15 protein-coding genes are annotated in these 18,152 nt (G+C 43.0%); 7 read left to right on the top strand and 8 right to left on the bottom strand.

Features of this window, described 5'->3' with window-relative positions:
* Window positions 1-36 precede the first annotated feature (36 nt).
* The 7 genes from gyrA to dnaA form a co-directional block, all read right to left on the bottom strand.
* On the bottom strand, window positions 37-2,583 hold the full coding sequence (gene gyrA / locus O2Q26_RS09560; protein ID WP_289215684.1) for a DNA gyrase subunit A: 2,547 nt from the start codon (window positions 2,581-2,583) through the stop codon (window positions 37-39).
* Window positions 2,584-2,649: 66 nt separating this feature from the next.
* The gene (gene gyrB, locus O2Q26_RS09555) at window positions 2,650-4,572 is read right to left on the bottom strand and encodes a DNA topoisomerase (ATP-hydrolyzing) subunit B (protein WP_253936222.1); all 1,923 of its coding nucleotides are present in this window, start codon (window positions 4,570-4,572) and stop codon (window positions 2,650-2,652) included.
* A 34-nt stretch (window positions 4,573-4,606) separates the two neighbouring features.
* Window positions 4,607-4,891 carry an extracellular matrix regulator RemB gene (gene remB, locus O2Q26_RS09550; protein ID WP_253936221.1) on the bottom strand — a complete coding sequence of 95 codons (285 nt, stop codon included), beginning with the start codon at window positions 4,889-4,891 and terminating at the stop codon, window positions 4,607-4,609.
* A gap of 9 nt (window positions 4,892-4,900) precedes the next feature.
* A complete protein-coding gene (gene recF / locus O2Q26_RS09545) occupies window positions 4,901-6,019 on the bottom strand; it encodes a DNA replication/repair protein RecF (protein WP_289215683.1) in 1,119 nt (372 codons plus the stop codon).
* Window positions 6,020-6,040: 21 nt separating this feature from the next.
* A complete protein-coding gene (gene yaaA / locus O2Q26_RS09540) occupies window positions 6,041-6,262 on the bottom strand; it encodes a S4 domain-containing protein YaaA (RefSeq protein ID WP_253936219.1) in 222 nt (73 codons plus the stop codon).
* Window positions 6,263-7,043: 781 nt separating this feature from the next.
* Window positions 7,044-8,186, bottom strand: coding sequence for a DNA polymerase III subunit beta (dnaN, locus tag O2Q26_RS09535; protein WP_289215682.1), 1,143 nt, complete (start codon window positions 8,184-8,186; stop codon window positions 7,044-7,046).
* A 168-nt stretch (window positions 8,187-8,354) separates the two neighbouring features.
* Window positions 8,355-9,707, bottom strand: a complete 1,353-nt coding sequence (gene dnaA / locus O2Q26_RS09530) for a chromosomal replication initiator protein DnaA (protein WP_253936217.1) — start codon at window positions 9,705-9,707, stop codon at window positions 8,355-8,357.
* Between the two features lie 660 nt (window positions 9,708-10,367).
* Between dnaA and rpmH the strand changes: the two genes are divergently transcribed.
* From rpmH to rsmG, 7 genes are all read left to right on the top strand, one after another.
* Window positions 10,368-10,502, top strand: a complete 135-nt coding sequence (gene rpmH, locus O2Q26_RS09525; RefSeq protein ID WP_253936216.1) for a 50S ribosomal protein L34 — start codon at window positions 10,368-10,370, stop codon at window positions 10,500-10,502.
* Window positions 10,503-10,586: 84 nt separating this feature from the next.
* On the top strand, window positions 10,587-10,937 hold the full coding sequence (gene rnpA / locus O2Q26_RS09520; protein ID WP_253936215.1) for a ribonuclease P protein component: 351 nt from the start codon (window positions 10,587-10,589) through the stop codon (window positions 10,935-10,937).
* Between the two features lie 79 nt (window positions 10,938-11,016).
* On the top strand, window positions 11,017-11,778 hold the full coding sequence (gene spoIIIJ / locus O2Q26_RS09515; RefSeq protein ID WP_289215681.1) for a YidC family membrane integrase SpoIIIJ: 762 nt from the start codon (window positions 11,017-11,019) through the stop codon (window positions 11,776-11,778).
* The gene (gene jag, locus O2Q26_RS09510; protein WP_289215680.1) at window positions 11,775-12,392 is read left to right on the top strand and encodes an RNA-binding cell elongation regulator Jag/EloR; all 618 of its coding nucleotides are present in this window, start codon (window positions 11,775-11,777) and stop codon (window positions 12,390-12,392) included. Before spoIIIJ ends, jag begins: the two co-directional genes overlap by 4 nt.
* 850 nt (window positions 12,393-13,242) lie before the next feature.
* Window positions 13,243-14,619 carry a tRNA uridine-5-carboxymethylaminomethyl(34) synthesis GTPase MnmE gene (mnmE, locus tag O2Q26_RS09505; protein ID WP_289215679.1) on the top strand — a complete coding sequence of 459 codons (1,377 nt, stop codon included), beginning with the start codon at window positions 13,243-13,245 and terminating at the stop codon, window positions 14,617-14,619.
* A gap of 25 nt (window positions 14,620-14,644) precedes the next feature.
* Window positions 14,645-16,534, top strand: coding sequence for a tRNA uridine-5-carboxymethylaminomethyl(34) synthesis enzyme MnmG (gene mnmG / locus O2Q26_RS09500; RefSeq protein WP_253936211.1), 1,890 nt, complete (start codon window positions 14,645-14,647; stop codon window positions 16,532-16,534).
* A 15-nt stretch (window positions 16,535-16,549) separates the two neighbouring features.
* Window positions 16,550-17,266: a 16S rRNA (guanine(527)-N(7))-methyltransferase RsmG gene (gene rsmG, locus O2Q26_RS09495; protein ID WP_253936210.1), complete on the top strand. Its 717-nt coding sequence runs from the start codon at window positions 16,550-16,552 to the stop codon at window positions 17,264-17,266.
* 63 nt (window positions 17,267-17,329) lie between these two features.
* Here the strand turns inward: rsmG and O2Q26_RS09490 are convergent, their stop codons facing one another.
* Window positions 17,330-18,139 (bottom strand): alpha/beta fold hydrolase, encoded by an 810-nt coding sequence (locus O2Q26_RS09490; protein ID WP_289215678.1) that lies wholly within the window; start codon window positions 18,137-18,139, stop codon window positions 17,330-17,332.
* Between the last annotated feature and the right edge of the window lie 13 nt (window positions 18,140-18,152).

Below are 18,152 nucleotides of genomic sequence, written 5' to 3'. Positions count from 1 at the left end.
CCTCATAAATGGCAGGCGGCTTCTTATAATAATGGATTACTCTTCTTCAGGCTTATCTTCTGGTAATACCGGATCGTTTCCATCTTCTTGAGTTGTTTCTTGGGCTTCTTGCGCCTCAAGAGCTTCCTCAATCAGCTCTTCTTCCTCTTTTTCAGACTCAATACGAGCAACGGTCGCGACTTCTTCTTCGTTCTGAAGACGAATAAGCCTGACCCCTTGTGTATTTCGTCCTGTCTCAGATATGCTTTCCACCGGCATACGGATGAGCACACCTTGAGCAGTAATGATCATGACATCTTCTTCACCCGTCACTGCTTTGGTAGCGACGACACGACCGTTTTTCTCGGTCAGATTACAAGTGATAATCCCTTTACCGCCACGGTTCGTAATTCGATAATCTTCAGCAGGCGTACGTTTACCGAACCCTTTGTTCGTGACCGTAAGAACTTGAAGATCGTCGTGGATGATTTCCATGGACACGACTTTATCGTCTTCTCTGAGAGAGATTCCTTTAACTCCAGCAGCTGAACGACCCATTGTACGGATTTGATCTTCATTAAAACGGATCACATAACCGTTTTGCGTTCCGATCATAATATCCTGCTCACCGTTTGTCAGCTTCACAGAAATCAATTCATCATCTTCGCGAAGACCTAGTGCGATCAGTCCGCCTCTACGGATGTTAGCGAATTGAGAAATGCTTGTCCGCTTCGTGATTCCATTTTTCGTTGTGAAAATGAAATACCAGTCATCGACGAAATCTTCGACCGCGATTACGGCGTTGATCCATTCATCTCGTTCGATGTTCAGCATGTTGATGATTGGAATCCCCTTGGCTGTACGGCTGAACTCTGGAACTTCATATCCTTTAGCTTTATATACTTTTCCTTTATTGGAGAAGAACAGCAGCGTATTGTGCGTCGAGGTCGATAACAAGTGCTCGACGAAGTCTTCCTGGTGAGTTCCCATTCCCTGAACACCGCGGCCGCCTCTGCGCTGAGAACGATACGTACTGGCAGGCAGACGTTTCACGTAACCCTGGTGGGTTAGTGATACGATGACGGTTTCTTCCGGGATCAAGTCTTCATCTTCAATAAAGTCTGTCCCGCCAAGCATGATTTCTGTACGACGCTCGTCATTGAAACGCTCTTTAATCTCAAGAAGCTCTTCCCGAATGATTTCGAGAACTTTTTCTTCATCAGCTAAAATAGCTTTCAATTCATCAATCAGCTTTTTAAGTTCTTGATATTCTTCTTCAATTTTTTCACGTTCTAAACCTGTAAGACGCTGCAGACGCATGTCTAAAATCGCTTGAGCTTGTTTTTCAGAAAGTCCGAAGCGCTCAATCAAACCGTTTCGAGCGATTTCAGTCGTTTGGGAACCACGGATCAGTTTGATCACTTCATCCAAATGATCAAGAGCGATACGCAGCCCTTCTAAAATATGAGCTCTCGCTTCAGCCTTCCGCAGTTCGTAAGCGGTACGGCGTTTGATGACGACTTTCTGGTGTTCTAAATAATATTCCAGGCACTGTTTTAAATTCAGGACCTTCGGCTGGCCATCTACAAGTGCGAGAATATTAATTCCAAATGACGTCTGCAAGGCCGTCATTTTATATAAGTTATTCAGGAGTACGTTTGGATTCGCATCACGGCGAAGTTCTATGACGACACGCATACCGTTACGATCGGATTCGTCACGAAGATCGGTAATCCCATCGATTTTCTTATCGCGGGCCAGATCAGCGATTTTCTCTACTAGGCGGGCCTTGTTCACCTGGTAAGGAAGCTCTGTCACAATAAGGCGAGATTTTCCATTCGCCTGCTCCTCGATATCCACTTTTGCACGGATAGTAATCGAGCCTTTCCCAGTTTCATAGGCTTTCCTTATCCCGCTAATTCCAAGGATTTGGCCATGAGTAGGGAAATCAGGACCATAAATATATTCTTCCATCAGTTCCTGTACCGTAATATCAGGATCTTTACTTACAGCCAGCACACCATCAATCACTTCACCGAGCTGATGTGGCGGAATGTTCGTAGCCATTCCGACGGCAATACCCGCTCCACCATTTACAAGGAGGTTAGGGAACCTTGCCGGCAATACGACAGGCTCTCTTTCTGTGCCGTCATAGTTATCTGCATAATCAATCGTATCTTTATTGATATCACGCAAAATCTCCATGGAAATCTTGGACATGCGCGCTTCCGTATAACGCATCGCAGCTGCCGCATCTCCATCGACAGAACCGAAGTTCCCATGTCCATCCACGAGCATGTTCCGATAAGCAAAATCCTGGGCCATACGCACCATCGTGTCGTATACCGCAGAGTCCCCGTGGGGGTGGTACTTACCGATAACCTCTCCTACGATACGAGCTGATTTCTTATAAGCTTTGTCCGAATGCATACCTAAGTCATGCATTGCGTACAAAATCCGCCGGTGAACCGGTTTTAAACCATCGCGCACATCAGGAAGGGCACGAGCAACGATTACACTCATAGCGTAATCCAGAAATGAGGTTCTCATTTCATTGCTTATATTCACTTCCTCGACGCGCTTGCGTTCGGGTTGATCGACCATCTCATTACCTCCTAGTTAACCTGCAGGGTCCACGTTAAAGCCGCCCTTATATTTCTTATATATCTCTTATATATCTAAGTTCTTCACGTACTGTGCGTTTTCTTCGATAAAATTACGACGAGGCTCTACTTTATCGCCCATCAAAATATCAAATGTTTCATCAGCACTGATCGCATCCTCAAGGTTTACTTGAAGAAGCGTCCGCGTTTCAGGATCCATTGTCGTTTCCCACAGCTGTTCAGGGTTCATCTCACCAAGACCCTTATAGCGCTGGACACTTGGTTTTGGTGAGCTTGGCAGCTCTTTATAGATGTCATCCAGCTGTTTATCACTGTACGTGTAATAGATCGATTTACCTTGCTGAATTTTATACAACGGCGGCTGGGCGATATAAATATAGCCATACTCGATCAATGGACGCATATAGCGATAGAAGAATGTAAGCAGCAAAGTCCGAATGTGAGCACCATCAACATCGGCATCCGTCATGATGACGATTTTATGATATCGGGCTTTTGCAATATCGAATTCTTCACCGATGCCTGTACCTAAAGCCGTTATGATCGTACGTACTTCGTTATTCGATAAAATTTTGTCGAGACGGGCTTTCTCTACGTTGATGATTTTTCCACGTAACGGAAGAATCGCCTGGAAATGACGGTCTCGCCCTTGCTTAGCGGATCCTCCGGCGGAGTCACCCTCAACGACGTAAAGCTCGGATATATTCGCATCTTTAGAAGAGCAGTCCGCCAGTTTCCCTGGAAGGTTGGACACTTCAAGCGCGTTTTTCCGGCGAGTCAGTTCACGGGCTTTTTTAGCAGCCATACGTGCTCTGGAAGCCATCAATCCTTTTTCTACAACCTTCTTGGCAACATCAGGATTTTCAAATAAGAATTTTGATAATCCTTCAGAGAATAAACCGTCCGTAATCGTACGGGCTTCACTATTCCCTAATTTCGTCTTCGTCTGACCTTCGAACTGTGGATCCGGATGTTTGATAGAAACAATAGCCGTTAATCCTTCGCGTACATCATCTCCGGTCAAATTAGGATCCGTTTCTTTGAACATATTATTTTTACGGGCGTAATCATTGATCACTCGAGTCAATCCCGTTTTAAAACCAGATTCATGAGTTCCGCCCTCGTACGTATGAATGTTATTAGCATACGAATAAAGATTGCTCGCAAATCCATCGTTGTACTGCATCGCGATTTCAATTGAAATACCGTCCTGTTCATCTTCAATGAAAAATGCATCATGAAGAGGTTCACGTGTACGGTTCATATGTTCAACGTATGAAACGATCCCGCCTTCGTAATAATAAGCTTGTGGCTCCTGATCGCTCCGCTTATCGTCGATCGTAATCGTAAGTCCTTTGTTCAGGAAAGCGAGTTCGCGAATACGGTTAGCTAATGTCTCGTAATTGTATTCCTTAGTCTCAGAGAAAATCTCTTCGTCCGGTACAAAGTGGATACGCGTCCCTGTAATCTCTGTATCACCGATTACTTTCAGATCTTCTTGAGGCACGCCTCGGTGGTATTCCTGGTAATGGATTTTCCCGTCTCTATGAACAAAGATTTCAAGCTTAGAAGAGAGCGCGTTTACAACAGAAGCCCCGACACCATGCAGTCCGCCGGAGACCTTATAACCGCCGCCTCCGAATTTACCGCCTGCGTGAAGTACGGTCATAATAACTTCCACTGCCGGGCGGCCAGCTTTTTCGTGCATTCCTACAGGTACACCGCGCCCGTTATCCGTGACGGTAATACTGTTATCCTCTTCAATGATGACTTGAATTTGATCACAGTGACCGGCCATTGCTTCATCGATACTGTTATCGACGATTTCCCAAACAAGGTGATGGAGACCTTTCTCGTTCGTTGAACCGATATACATACCCGGGCGTTTTCGTACGGCTTCCAGCCCTTCGAGTACCTGTATCTGATTCTCATCATAAGCCTGGTTTCCCTCTAAAATATCTTCTTTCATGGTACGTCACCTACATTTCTCAATTGGTATATGCTCAAGCTTCAAATTCATCAGAAAAATCTTCTAATCTATTTAGAGTCGTCATCATATTTGCGCGTTTTTTCAACGTGTAAACAGATAACGGACTGAAATATATATAATCTTTTGTAATAACGATGGCTTTAGGGTCCGATTCTTTGGACTCTATCACTCGTTTTTCCTTCCTCTGGTTAAACACCATCTCTTCGATGATCGAGGAGGAACTCAACAAACTATGATCTACTATACTTACGACATCCTTCGACTGGATCACGTGATCATCCCCAATGTGAATGAACAACTTGTCACCTCATTTCTGAACTTCGATCGTGCCTTCTTTCACATGAAAAATCTCTGCCTCTTTCAAGGCTTCATGCTCTATACCATCGATGCTCGTTGTCGACACAAACGTTTGTACTTTTCCCTGGATGGTATGCAGTAAGTGGGACTGACGATAGTCATCAAGTTCACTTAACACATCGTCCAGCAATAGAATCGGATATTCTCCCACTTCGCTGTGAATCAATTCTATCTCAGCAAGTTTTAAAGAAAGGGCAGTCGTGCGCTGCTGGCCCTGGGATCCGAAAGTCTGTACATCTTTTCCATTTACATAAAAAACTAAATCGTCCCGATGTGGTCCAGCTAATGTTGTCCCGCGGTCGACCTCTTTATCTTCTATCTCTTTGAACTTTTCTTCAAAGCTTGCTTTTATTGTTTCCAAATTCATATGCTCTGATACTTTCACACTAGCAGAATAGGCGATTTCCAACGTTTCTAAGTCCCGGCTGATGCCTTTATGGATGGGGGCAGCCCACGTCCTTAGAAGGTGGAGGAATTTAAAACGTCGCTCGACAATCGTCGTGGCATGCTCAATGAGTTGATCTGTCAGTACACGCAGCATCGTCCGGTCAGCTCCCGGTTTTCTTTGAAGCTCTTTCAAGGAGTGGTTCCGCTGTCTGAGAATTTTCTGGAATTGACCGAGGTGGTAAATATACCTCGGCTGAATTTGGCCGATTTCCATGTCAATAAACCGACGACGCACCTGAGGGCTCCCTTTGACAAGGTTCAAATCCTCAGGTGCAAACATGACGACATTGAGTGCGCCTATATAATCACTCAACCTTTTCTGTTCAATATGATTAAGCTTCGCTTTTTTCCCTTTTTTTGAATAGATGATCTCAAGAGGAAAGCGTCGATTCCGTTTATAGATACTACCTTTTATTTTAGCATACTCAGCGTCCCAGTGTATGAGTTCTTTATCACGAGGCGTTCGATGTGAACGAGTGAAAGCTAATGCATAAATGGCTTCCATCAAATTGGTTTTCCCCTGGGCGTTTTCACCAATGATGACATTGATCGTGTGGTTAAAGGTCAATGAGAGCTGATCATAATTTCTGAATGATCGCATCGACAATTCATTTAAGTACATCAGAAAAGGAAGCTGCCGGGACTATTCCTCCCGGACAACCTCATATGCTCCAAATGCAGGAATATTCACAACATCTCCCAGGTAAAGTTTTCGTCCGCGGCGCTGCTCTCGTTCACCATTGACGTAGACTTCAAATTCGTCTAGAAAAATTTTGACCATTCCTCCTGATTCCACTACGTTGCTCAATTTCAGAAACTTCCCGAGTGGAATGTATTCCGTAGATATTTCAATTCGTTCGCTCATATGTTCACCCTATTTTTCATGGTTTGTCTTATCTCTATTTTACTAAAGATATTGCTTTAAGAAAAGCAAACCGAAGAATATAACAGAAAATAGCTAAAATATCCGGTAATTTTTGGTGAAAACTAAAAAACCGCTATGATTTTTTAGTTCATAACGGATTTTTATATAACCATATTAAAAGTCGTTGTAGATTTTCATGAAAAGTTTTTCAAGGATATGGCAGGGGTGTTGAAGATTTGATTTCAATTCATTAAGTGAGTGGATCAGGGCGGCGGGGAATGGCTCGCCGCCCTTCACTATATACGGACTTCATAGCTTGAATAAGAACCTTTTTATTAAAAGAAGGGTAAATATACTCCACTGTAGTGGTTATCACGTTTGCAGCTTTTTAAATTCAAATCGCCAGCTCAGTCCAGTCCCTAGAATGATGAAAGAAGTGCTTCCAACTATATAAAAAGAGTCTCCTGCTCCCTTCATCCATGTACTATTAGCTAGTCATTTGATATGAAGGGTGTAGTGTCATTGGATTTACTGTTTGCCAGTTGTTTCGAGATACTTACTAGGCAGAGGGGCTACAGGAAACGGCGAGACTCCTGTGGGATTAGCGGGACAGGTGAGACCCCACAGAGCGAAGCTCGAGGAGGCTCAGCGCCCGCCCCACGGAAAGCGAACCGTTTCCTGTAGCCCCTGAACCTCCCCTTAAGTCTCGAAACTAAACCTTCCACATCAGGGAGCTTACATGAATAGTAAAACTGAAATTTATCAGAACCTTATATAAAAATTAGTAAGTTCTCACTGGGAGAATCAATTGTAAGATTTGTTCATCATCGATCGGACGAATGAGGAATGGACGCATTGCCCCAGTAAACTCTATTTTCACTTGATCGTAATTGATAGCTTTTAAAGCATCCATCATATATTTCGCACTGAAAGATATCTTCAACTCTTCTCCATCAATTGAATCAGCGACGACTTCTTCTACTACGTTCCCTACTTCAGGAGAGTTTCCGTTGATTTCGATTTGATTCCCTTCCTGAGTAATCAAGCGAACGACATTATTCCGGTTTTCTTTAGCAAGTAAAGAAGCGCGGTCAATCGACTGCAATAGTTCCTTCGTGTCGATTTTTACGGTCGTTTTACTCTCTTCTGGAATTAAACGTGACGTCTCAGGATAATTGCCGTCCAGTAAACGAGATAAGAAATAGAGATGTTTAGTTCTAAATAAGACCTGATTCTCCGTCACACTGATTTCAATAATATCTTCAGAGTCGGCAAGAATTTTATTCAATTCATTCAAGCTTTTACCTGGGATGACCACTGCAGGAATTTCTCCCTGCCCTTCCCTCTTCTCTAGTGGAATATTACGTGCTGCCAGACGGTGACTGTCTGTCGCTGTGAAATGAAGATGACCATTTTCAAGCTTCACGTGTACTCCCGTCAAAATAGGACGAGTTTCTGAGGAGGAAACGGCGAATACGGTTTGGCGAATCAAACTTTTTAATAGATCGATAGGTAATTCAAAACTGTCCTCCGTATGTAATTGAGGCAGTTGTGGATATTCTTCTGCGTCCTGGCCATTTAAGTGAAATTCAGCTTTACCAGAGCGAATCGTTACATTACGTTTATCATCACTTTCAATATCTATATCTTTTTGAGGAAGTTTACGTACGATATCTGGGAAATATTTAGCCTGAAGTACAATGCTTCCTGGTTCAATATTTTCTACATACACAATTCCATCTTCTTCTGCAGGAATGAAAGATTCAATCGAAATATCTGAATCACTACCTGTTAATTTCACTCCATCTTGAGTGGCTTCTAATTTTATGCCTGTAAGAATTGGAATCGTCGTTCTCGACGATATGGCTTTCATTACATTTTGTACGCTCTCCATTAATTGTTCTCTTTGAATTGAAAATTTCATGGAAGAAACTCCTCCTGTATATATATTAATTATTATTAAAAAAGTAGTAATAGAAGTAATAGGCGCTGTGGATTTGTGGATAACCTTTATTTTAACATGTCACCCGCGTCTATCCACATGTGGATAGACTGTTGATGGGTGTGTTCTACTTATACACATTATCCAGAACTAGTGAGCTTTCAATTGTTCTGTGATTTCATCCAGCTCTTTTTGCAGCTTTTGGTCCGTCGCCATTAATTTTGAAATTTTCTCATGGGCATGGATGACTGTCGTATGGTCTCTGCCTCCGAATTCTTCACCGATCTTCGGCAGAGAGAAATCTGTTAGCTCTCTTGATAGATACATAGCTATTTGACGTGGAAATGCTATAGATTTTGTACGTTTCTTAGCTGGAAAATCCTCTAAACGAATATTATACTTTTCCCCGACCATCTCCTGGATCGCCTCAATAGTAATGACTCGTGGCTTAGAGCTTGGGATAATATCTTTCAACGCTTCCGCAGCAAGTGACGCATTAATATCGCTATTGATCAGTGAAGAATAAGCAACGACACGGATAAGCGCACCTTCTAATTCGCGAATGTTCGTATCAATCTGGTTGGCGATATAGAGCATCACTTCATTAGGAATATCAAGACCTTCTGCTTTCGCTTTTTTCCGTAGGATAGCGATTCTCGTTTCTAAATCAGGAGGTGTGATATCCGTAATCAATCCCCATTCAAAACGAGAACGCAGGCGGTCTTCTAATGTTGGTATTTCTTTTGGCGGACGATCACTGGAAATGACGATCTGTTTACTTTCTTCATGGAGTGTATTGAACGTATGGAAAAATTCTTCCTGTGTTTGTTCTTTTCCTGCCAGGAACTGAATATCATCAATGAGAAGAACGTCGACACTACGGTATTTATTCCGAAAATTGACCGCTCTGTTGTCTCGGATCGAGTTGATGAACTCATTTGTGAATTTTTCAGACGATAAATAGACAACCTTCGCATTCGGATTGTGATCGAGCACATAATGACCGATCGCATGCATCAAGTGGGTTTTACCCAGCCCGACTCCCCCGTAAATAAACAAAGGATTATAAGCTTTTGCCGGAGCTTCTGCGACTGCAAGGGAAGCGGCGTGCGCAAAACGGTTGCCTGAACCAATGACAAAGGTATCGAAAGTATACTTGGAATTCAGCATACTTTGAGTAGATTCTTCATTACCGTTTCTAACATTAGGCACCTTTTTATCAGCAAGCTTCACATCTTCCAGCTGGTCGTCCTTTGATTCCGGGATGATGAATTTAGTCGATAATTCTGCTCCAGTCACCTCTTGAAGAGTCTCCGTAATCAATCCTTCATATTGATTTTCCAACCAATCCCGTGCGAATTCATTTGGAGCTACAATGGTCAAAGTATTCTCATTGAGAGAATCGGCTTTAGTCGCCTTCAACCACGTTTCAAAGCTGGGTTTACTTATTTTTTCTTTCATTTGTTCTAAGGTGTTATCCCATAGTTCATGTATATTCTCCAAGTTTTCACCCCTTCCGCCTATCTTTTTAAAAAATAAAAAAACCTTTCGTTCTCTTTTTCGAACGTAATCAAAAGATCGAAAGGACATTGTATAATATTTGTGCAATGCTGGATACCCTGAAACTCGAGAGGATCTGTGGACGTTTGCACACTTTTATAAAAAGGTTTTTTAATGTTGTTATCATTATCCACATAACTGTTGATAAGTTTTTAAACAAGGATGTTAGTAAATGTCCACACGTTATCCACAACCTGTGAATAGTTTTACTTGCCGTTTCTTGTCATTCACAGTTAAACACAAATATAATACCAGATAAAGACACTTCTTGCAATGGTTCACGGCAACTTATCCACAACCTCAACAACTTGTAGATAATATCTTTCCACAGTACTAGATTTTGTGATTAACTTGTCGATATTTGTTGTGGATACTCTGAAAAGCTCTAAAAAACTATACACACCCCCTGTGAATGTTCTTTAAAAAAGTTCATAAATCGACAAAAAATCTGTTGTGTAACAGTATCTGTTATATAACGCCTTTTGCTTTTAAAAGATTAATAGAAGGAATATAGTGATTGACATAAAGTTGAGGATTGATTATAATTGTCGGGACTGCCTTTTAAATGTATGTATTGGAATTTTTTCAGGAGGTGTATATATAATGAAACGCACATTTCAACCAAATACTCGTAAGCGCAAGAAAGTACACGGTTTCCGCAGCCGCATGAGCTCAAAGAATGGTCGCAACGTTCTTGCTCGTCGTCGTCGTAAAGGAAGAAAAGTATTATCAGCCTAGGCCACTGAAGCAATCAGTGGTCTTTTTTCTAGTTTAAGTTTAAATTGAGCGTGAGCGCTTTTCTTTTCGGAGGTTCAGGAGTCCATGAAGAAAACTTATCGAATCAAAAAAAATAAAGAATTCCAGAAAGTATTTCAACATGGTCAGTCATTCGCCAATAGACAGCTTGTCCTCTATTATTTAAAGAAGGATCAGAGCCATTTTCGTATCGGATTATCGGTCAGTAAAAAGATCGGACATGCCGTGATGAGAAATCAGATCAAAAGGTACTTAAGGCAGGCTTTTCATGAATTGGAAGAGAACATTAAGCCTGAATATGATTTAGTAGTCATTGCCAGAAAACCGACCCACCAAATGGACTTTCATGAAATTAAGAGTAGCTTGACCCATGTTTTGTATAAGTCAAAGCTTTTAGATAAGAAGTCGCGAAACTGACAAAATGTTATAGTCATTCCCTATGGAAAAGTGCTACACTATTCTATAGTGAAATGTGAATGTGTAAGGAGGAAGGACGTTGCGTAACAAATGGATAGCATTACTTGCGATGACAGGTGTGCTTACGTTCTTATCCGGGTGTACCGAGGTCAATCAGGAAATCACCGAGGATAGTACAGGTTTTTGGAATGAATATATAGTTTTTCCGTTATCTCAAACGCTTCAATTTTTTGCCGATTCTACGAATGGAAGCTATGGCTTATCGATTATTATCGTGACTATCATCATTCGTCTGGTATTGTTGCCTTTGAACGTCAAACAGTTGAAAAGTTCGAAAGCTATGCAGGAGATTCAGCCTCAATTGCAGGAGCTTCGTTCTAAGTACAGCTCAAAAGATGCTCAGTCTCAGCAGAAACTGCAGCAGGAAACGATGCAGCTTTTCCAGAAAAATGGGGTCAACCCACTGGCTGGTTGTTTGCCAATTATTGTACAAATGCCGGTATTGATCGGGTTTTACCACGCGATCATGCGTACGGAAACCATTCAAACACACGATTTTCTATGGCTGCAGCTAGGTACAGCTGATCCGTTCTTAGCGATTTTGACAGCAGCTACAACATTCTTACAGCAAAAATTAATGATGGCCGGAGGGGCCGCAGCGCAAAACCCGCAAATGCAGATGATGCTTTATATTATGCCGCTTATGATCGGGACATTTGCATTCTTCTTCCCTTCAGCCCTAGCTTTATACTGGATCGTCGGTAACATCGTTATGATTTTACAAACCCTGTTCATTCGTAAGCCAATGATGAAAGATACGACAGGAGGCGCAGCTAAGTGAAGCAATTGACTGCTACTGGAACTACAGTTGAAGATGCGGTCCAATCAGCACTAGACCAGTTACAAACATCAAAGGACCAGGTAAACATAGACGTCATTGATGAAGGTAAAAAAGGATTTTTTGGAGTTTTTGGAACGAAGCCTGCTATCGTGAAAGTTTCAATTGCGAAGGATCCCGTGCAGGAGGCCGAATCATTCATCTTAGAAGTAGCAGAGCAGATGGGGGCACCTGTCCAGGTCAAAACCGAATCGAACGGCCGCGAAATTTCCATCGAAATGATCGGTGAAAAAATCGCTATGTTGATCGGAAAACGTGGACAAACGTTGAACTCATTGCAATCTCTTGCGCAGCTAGCTGTTAACCGGGATACCGACCAGTTTTATACGGTCATCCTGGACGCTGAGAATTACCGCGCCAGGCGTAAAGAAACATTGGAAACCTTAGCCCAGCGTCTCGCTGATAAAGCGGTACGAATCGGGGAACCGGTTAACTTAGAACCTATGCCGTCGTATGAAAGAAAAATTATTCATGCGGCCCTGCAAAACAATCAAAACGTCGAGACGGATTCTGCTGGGAGAGATCCTAAGCGCCACATTGTCATCCGTCCGTTATAGTTTAAAATACTTCTGTCAAACACTTTGGCAGGAGTATTTTTTTGTTTTCTATTTTAGATACTAATTTCTGTGTTGATGATGTTCGTACTGTTTTCGTTATGTTTGACAGCGTTTGGAGATCCGGGAAATCACTCGCTTTCCGTGGGAGCGCGGTGAGCCTCCTCATGCTAACAATCTGCGGGTGCTCACTAAGCACTCTTCACCGTTTTTTAAAACCAACATGCTCTTGGTAGGTTCTCTAAACGAAATTCAAGTGTAGGAGTATTTAAAACTATAAAGCTATAACCAAATCACTGGACTAGGATAATCCGTAAATTATTAAGAAGGTTGTTATTCAAGCGATTTCGATAAGTAAATATATTCTGAGGGTATTACTTCCTTTGAGATGGGAGGATTTTCGTTCAGCGGCTTCCAATATATTTATTATTGTAGAGGATCCTCTCAACTGAAGCTAAAGGTGTTTCCGTTCCTCTTAACTATTGCAAGAAGGGTCGGGAAATTGCGAGACTCCTATGAGAAAATAGTACATGGTGAGATCCCGGAGGGCTTTAGCCCGAGGAAGCTCACCGTACGCCCATGGAAAGCGAGTAATTTCCCGGCCCTTAAGACTCTATTTTTGATAACGGAAACTTATTATTTAGTAAAGCTTATAAAATTTCAACACGGAAATTTAAAAGCCTATATAAATAAAAAGGGAATAAAAAGAAAAAAGTTATACACATGTGGATAAAATGAATAATAGACTTCCCAAAACACCCTGACATATGTTAATCTAATTTGTTAGTGAGTTTAATTTTACCCCCGTGTGGATAACTATAAATAAAAAGTTCAGAAAAGGAGGTGACCGCCTGTGGAAATGGATACGATTACTGCGATATCGACTCCAATGGGAGAAGGTGCGATCGCAATCGTCCGATTAAGCGGTCCAGAAGCTGTATCGATAGCAGCTACCCTTTTTCAAGGGAAAGATTTAAAAGAAGTGGATTCTCATACGATGCACTACGGAAAGCTGATCGATAGAAAAACGGAAGAAGTCGCGGAAGAAGTCATGGTTTCTGTTATGAAAGCCCCGAAAACATTCACTCGTGAAGACGTAGTTGAAATCAACTGCCATGGCGGACTAGTCTCCGTTAATCGTGTACTTGAAATCGTACTCGAAAGCGGCGCACGCTTGGCCGAGCCGGGAGAATTTACGAAGCGGGCATTCATGAATGGACGAATCGACCTTTCCCAGGCGGAAGCCGTCATGGACTTGATCCGGGCCAAAACCGATCGTGCGATGAGTGTAGCTTTAAAACAGATGGACGGACGTTTATCGAATCTCATTCAAGAGCTCCGTCAAAAACTGCTGGAAACTCTCGCTCACGTTGAAGTGAACATCGACTATCCCGAGTACGATGATGTCGAAGAAATGTCGAATGAGATGATGCGTGAGAAAACAAAAGAAGTCCTTGAAGAAGTTGAAAAATTACTTGCAACCGCTCGCCAGGGAAAAATTTTGCGAGAAGGACTGGGAACAGCGATCATCGGCCGGCCAAATGTCGGAAAATCCTCGCTCATGAATGCCCTCGTCCATGAAAATAAAGCCATTGTCACCGAAGTGCCAGGAACGACGAGGGACGTCATCGAAGAATACGTCAACGTTCGTGGAGTACCGCTCCGCCTCATCGACACAGCCGGCATAAGAGAAACAGAAGACATCGTCGAACGTATCGGTGTCGAACGATCAAGACAAGTATTAAAAGAAGCGGACCTCATCCTTCTCGTGTTAAACTATGGAGATGAGCTCACCGAAGAAGATAAGAAACTTTTTGAAGCGGTAGAAGACTTGAATATTATTGTCATCGTCAACAAGATGGACTTAGAACCAAAGCTTGACCTTGACGAAGTGAAAAGGTTGGCAGCTGATCATCCGGTTATTTCAACAGCACTCATTCGTGAGGAAGGCATCGATCAGCTCGAAAACGCTATCGCTGATACGTTCTTTGAAGGTGATTTGGATACCGGCGACATGACCTACGTCTCGAACGTCCGTCACGTGCAATTATTGAAGCAGGCGAAGCAATCCCTCGAAGATGCCCAGGAAGGCATGGAGATGGGCGTGCCGATCGATGTTGTGCAAATAGACGTGACGAGAACGTGGGAACTGCTCGGAGAAATCATCGGTGATGCTGTTCATGAAAGCTTAATTGACCAACTGTTTTCACAGTTTTGCTTAGGGAAATAAATTATTTAAAGGAGAGACGACCAAAATGACTTACGATGCAGGGCATTATGATGTAATTGTTATTGGTGCCGGTCATGCTGGAGTGGAAGCTGGGATTGCCGCTGCAAAACGCGGAGCAAAAACCCTTATGCTGACACTAAATTTAGATTTGGTTGCGTTCATGCCGTGTAACCCGTCTATTGGCGGGCCGGCCAAAGGTGTAGTAGTCCGGGAAATTGACGCTCTTGGCGGTGCAATGGGGAAAGTGATTGATAAAACACATATCCAAATGCGCCTGTTGAATACGAGAAAAGGACCTGCCGTCCGTGCATTACGCGCGCAGGCAGACAAGCCTCTTTATATAAAAGAAATGAAACGTGTACTAGAGACGCAGGAAAACTTAACCTTGCGTCAAGCAATGGTTGAAAAGCTGCTTGTAGAAGACGATCAAATCAAAGGGGTTGTCACGGAAACGAAAGCCGTCTATTACGCTCCGACCGTCATTGTGACGACAGGAACGTTCATGCGCGGCCGCGTCATCATCGGAGACCTGTCTTATGAAAGTGGACCGAATAACCAGCGTACTTCTGTTTCTCTTTCTGAACAGTTAGAAGAGCTTGGGATCGAAATGGTCCGTTTTAAAACAGGTACGCCGATGCGTGTGAACAGCCGTACAATCGATTATTCAAAAACCGAAATACAGCCTGGTGAACAAGAACCGCGCTTCTTTTCTTATGAAACGACAGAATTCATCACGGATCAGATTCCATGCTGGTTGACGTATACAAACGAGCATACACACAAAGTGATTAACGATAACCTCGGACTGTCGGCGATGTATTCAGGAATGATTAAAGGGACTGGACCGCGATATTGTCCATCTATTGAAGATAAAATCGTCCGTTTCAACGATAAGCCCCGTCACCAAATTTTCTTAGAGCCTGAAGGAAGAGACACGGAAGAAGTATACGTGCAAGGTCTTTCTACATCATTGCCTGAGTATATTCAAAAGGAAATGATGGAGACTGTTCCTGGTCTTGAGAATGCGGAAATTATGCGAGCGGGCTATGCGATTGAATATGATTCTGTCGTACCGACGACTCTATGGCCTACGCTTGAAACGAAAAAAATAAGCGGCCTGTTTACTGCAGGTCAACTTAATGGAACGTCTGGCTATGAGGAAGCGGCAGGTCAAGGCTTGATGGCAGGAATTAATGCAGCGGCAAAAGCATTGGATCTTGAATCATTAATTCTCGACCGTTCTCAAGGATATATCGGTGTCATGATCGATGACCTTGTCACAAAAGGAACGGATGAACCTTACCGACTGCTGACTTCTCGTGCAGAATTCCGTCTGATGCTTCGTCATGACAATGCCGATATGCGCTTAACAGAAATCGGCCATCAAGTAGGAACGATCTCAGACGAGCGTTACGAGCGCTTCTTAGAGAAAAAACGTTTGATTGAAGAAGAAAAAAACCGCTTAGATCAAGTGATGCTGAAACCGACAGAAGACGTTCAAGCGGCGATTGAGTCATCAGGAGGCAGCCCATTAAAAGAAGCGGTTCGAGCTCTTGATTTACTCCGCCGTCCGGAAATGAAATATGATGTCATTGCAAGTGTGACGCCTAGTGAGCGTCCTTTAGCCGAGGATGTTACCGAGCAAGTGGAAATTCAGGTGAAGTACGCTGGCTATATTAAAAAAGCGCTGGAGCAAATAGAACGCATGCGTAAAATGGAATCGAAAACGATCCCTGAAGACATCGATTACGATGATATTAATGGATTGGCTACGGAAGCACGCGACCGTCTGAAGAAAGTCCGTCCGCTTTCTGTCGGCCAAGCCTCCAGGGTATCAGGCGTGAATCCAGCTGACGTTTCTATCCTCCTCGTTTATATTGAACAAGGCAAAATCGCCCGCGTTTCTGGCGAGTAGTGAAAGGATGACTCCATGGATATCAACACCTTTCTATCTGCCTTGCAAAAGCAAGGCATTGAACTAGACGAACATCAGCAAAAACAGTTCGAGCAATATTTTGAGATTTTAGTAGAGTGGAACGAAAAAATGAATTTAACAGCGATCACCGATCAGGAAGGTGTTTATTTGAAACACTTTTATGATTCGCTGACAGCCGCGTTTTATCATGATTTCACAAAGCCACTGCGTATTTGCGACGTAGGTGCAGGGGCCGGATTTCCAAGTCTCCCATTAAAAATCGCATTTCCGCAATTGAAAGTGACAATTGTCGACTCCCTCAAGAAGCGGATCACCTTTTTGAATCACTTAGCCCATGAACTTGGGCTGAAAGATGTCGCTTTTTATCATGACCGTGCTGAAAATTTCGGAAAAAATCCTAAGTTTCGTGAAGGCTATGATCTCGTCATGGCTAGAGCTGTGGCACGCATGTCCGTACTGAGCGAGCTTTGCCTGCCGCTTACTGCAAAAGGCGGCCATTTTCTAGCGATGAAAGGCCCGAACTTAGCGGAAGAAATGGAAGATGCGAACGTCGCGATTCAAACGGTGGGTGGAGAAGTGGTCAGTGTAAATACGTTCAAGCTGCCTGAAGAAGACAGTGAACGCAACATCGCGCTGATTGAAAAACGCCGTAAAACGCCGAAGAAATATCCAAGAAAAGCTGGTACGCCCAATAAAGAACCGATCGAATAATGAAAACCCCTCTATTTCCCAGGAAATAGAGGGGTTTTTTGTGGAAGATTTTTTGGAGCGCTCTTATCTTTTTTCAATCAATTTAAGCAGCTCTTCGTTGAATTTATCGCGTTCATCATAAATCAGGCCGTGTCCGCTTTCTTCAAAAGAAATCAACGTTGAACTAGGAATTCTCTTCTCAAGTTCCAGAGCGAAGTTATATTCACAGATTTCATCCAGCTTACCGTGCATGATCACAGTTGGAACTTTGATTTGATCCAGTTCACCACGTAAATCTTCGTCCCTTAAGGAAGCAGCACAGGCAATCGTGCCGTGGGCAGAGGCTTGTAACCCTAACCCGAGGAACCATTCTTTTAATGGTTCTGAAACGCGAGTATTGTAGAAATTTGTTCCGAAATCTGCCAAAGCGGCCGGGCGATCCTGCTTAATTCCATAAATCAGACCATCTACTTCTTCCTTATGCAAACCGTACGCGTACCCATCACGCTGTGTAAAGCTTGGGGCAGCCGCTCCGATCAAAATTAGTTTAGCAAACTGAGCATTTGCATATTTTGTCGCATAGCGAATGGAAATAGGGCCTCCCATTGAGAAACCTGCCAAATAAAAATTCTCCAGCTGTAAGTATTCCACGACGATTTTAATGTCATGAGCGAGTGTGTCGTAATCATATCCATAGGAAGGCTTGTCGGATTTTCCGAAACCTCGTAAGTCAATACCTATAAAACGATACCCTTTTTGAGGAAGTTCGTTCATTTGATATTCGAACATTTCGTGATTGAGCGGCCAGCCATGGATGAATACGATCGGCTGTCCTTCTCCTATATCTTGTACAAATAATTCGACATGATGGTCAACTTCAATATAATGGGACATAGATACAATCTCC

It is taken from the genome of Halobacillus campisalis, from assembly GCF_030345335.1.
GTDB classification, from domain to species: Bacteria; Bacillota; Bacilli; order Bacillales; family Halobacillaceae; genus Halobacillus_A; species Halobacillus_A campisalis.
The sequence above is the reverse complement of the archived record's forward strand: the minus strand, read 5'-3'. Positions and strand labels throughout refer to the sequence as shown.

Coding starts and splice junctions, on each gene's coding strand:
- rnpA (WP_253936215.1), top strand. CDS start 10,587: ATGAAGAAAACTTATCGAATCAAAAAAAATAAAGAATTCCAGAAAGTA.
- mnmG (WP_253936211.1), top strand. CDS start 14,645: ATGACTTACGATGCAGGGCATTATGATGTAATTGTTATTGGTGCCGGT.
- recF (WP_289215683.1), bottom strand. CDS start 6,019: ATGTACTTAAATGAATTGTCGATGCGATCATTCAGAAATTATGATCAG.
- O2Q26_RS09490 (WP_289215678.1), bottom strand. CDS start 18,139: ATGTCCCATTATATTGAAGTTGACCATCATGTCGAATTATTTGTACAA.
- dnaN (WP_289215682.1), bottom strand. CDS start 8,186: ATGAAATTTTCAATTCAAAGAGAACAATTAATGGAGAGCGTACAAAAT.
- yaaA (WP_253936219.1), bottom strand. CDS start 6,262: ATGAGCGAACGAATTGAAATATCTACGGAATACATTCCACTCGGGAAG.
- gyrA (WP_289215684.1), bottom strand. CDS start 2,583: ATGGTCGATCAACCCGAACGCAAGCGCGTCGAGGAAGTGAATATAAGC.
- rsmG (WP_253936210.1), top strand. CDS start 16,550: ATGGATATCAACACCTTTCTATCTGCCTTGCAAAAGCAAGGCATTGAA.
- rpmH (WP_253936216.1), top strand. CDS start 10,368: ATGAAACGCACATTTCAACCAAATACTCGTAAGCGCAAGAAAGTACAC.
- gyrB (WP_253936222.1), bottom strand. CDS start 4,572: ATGAAAGAAGATATTTTAGAGGGAAACCAGGCTTATGATGAGAATCAG.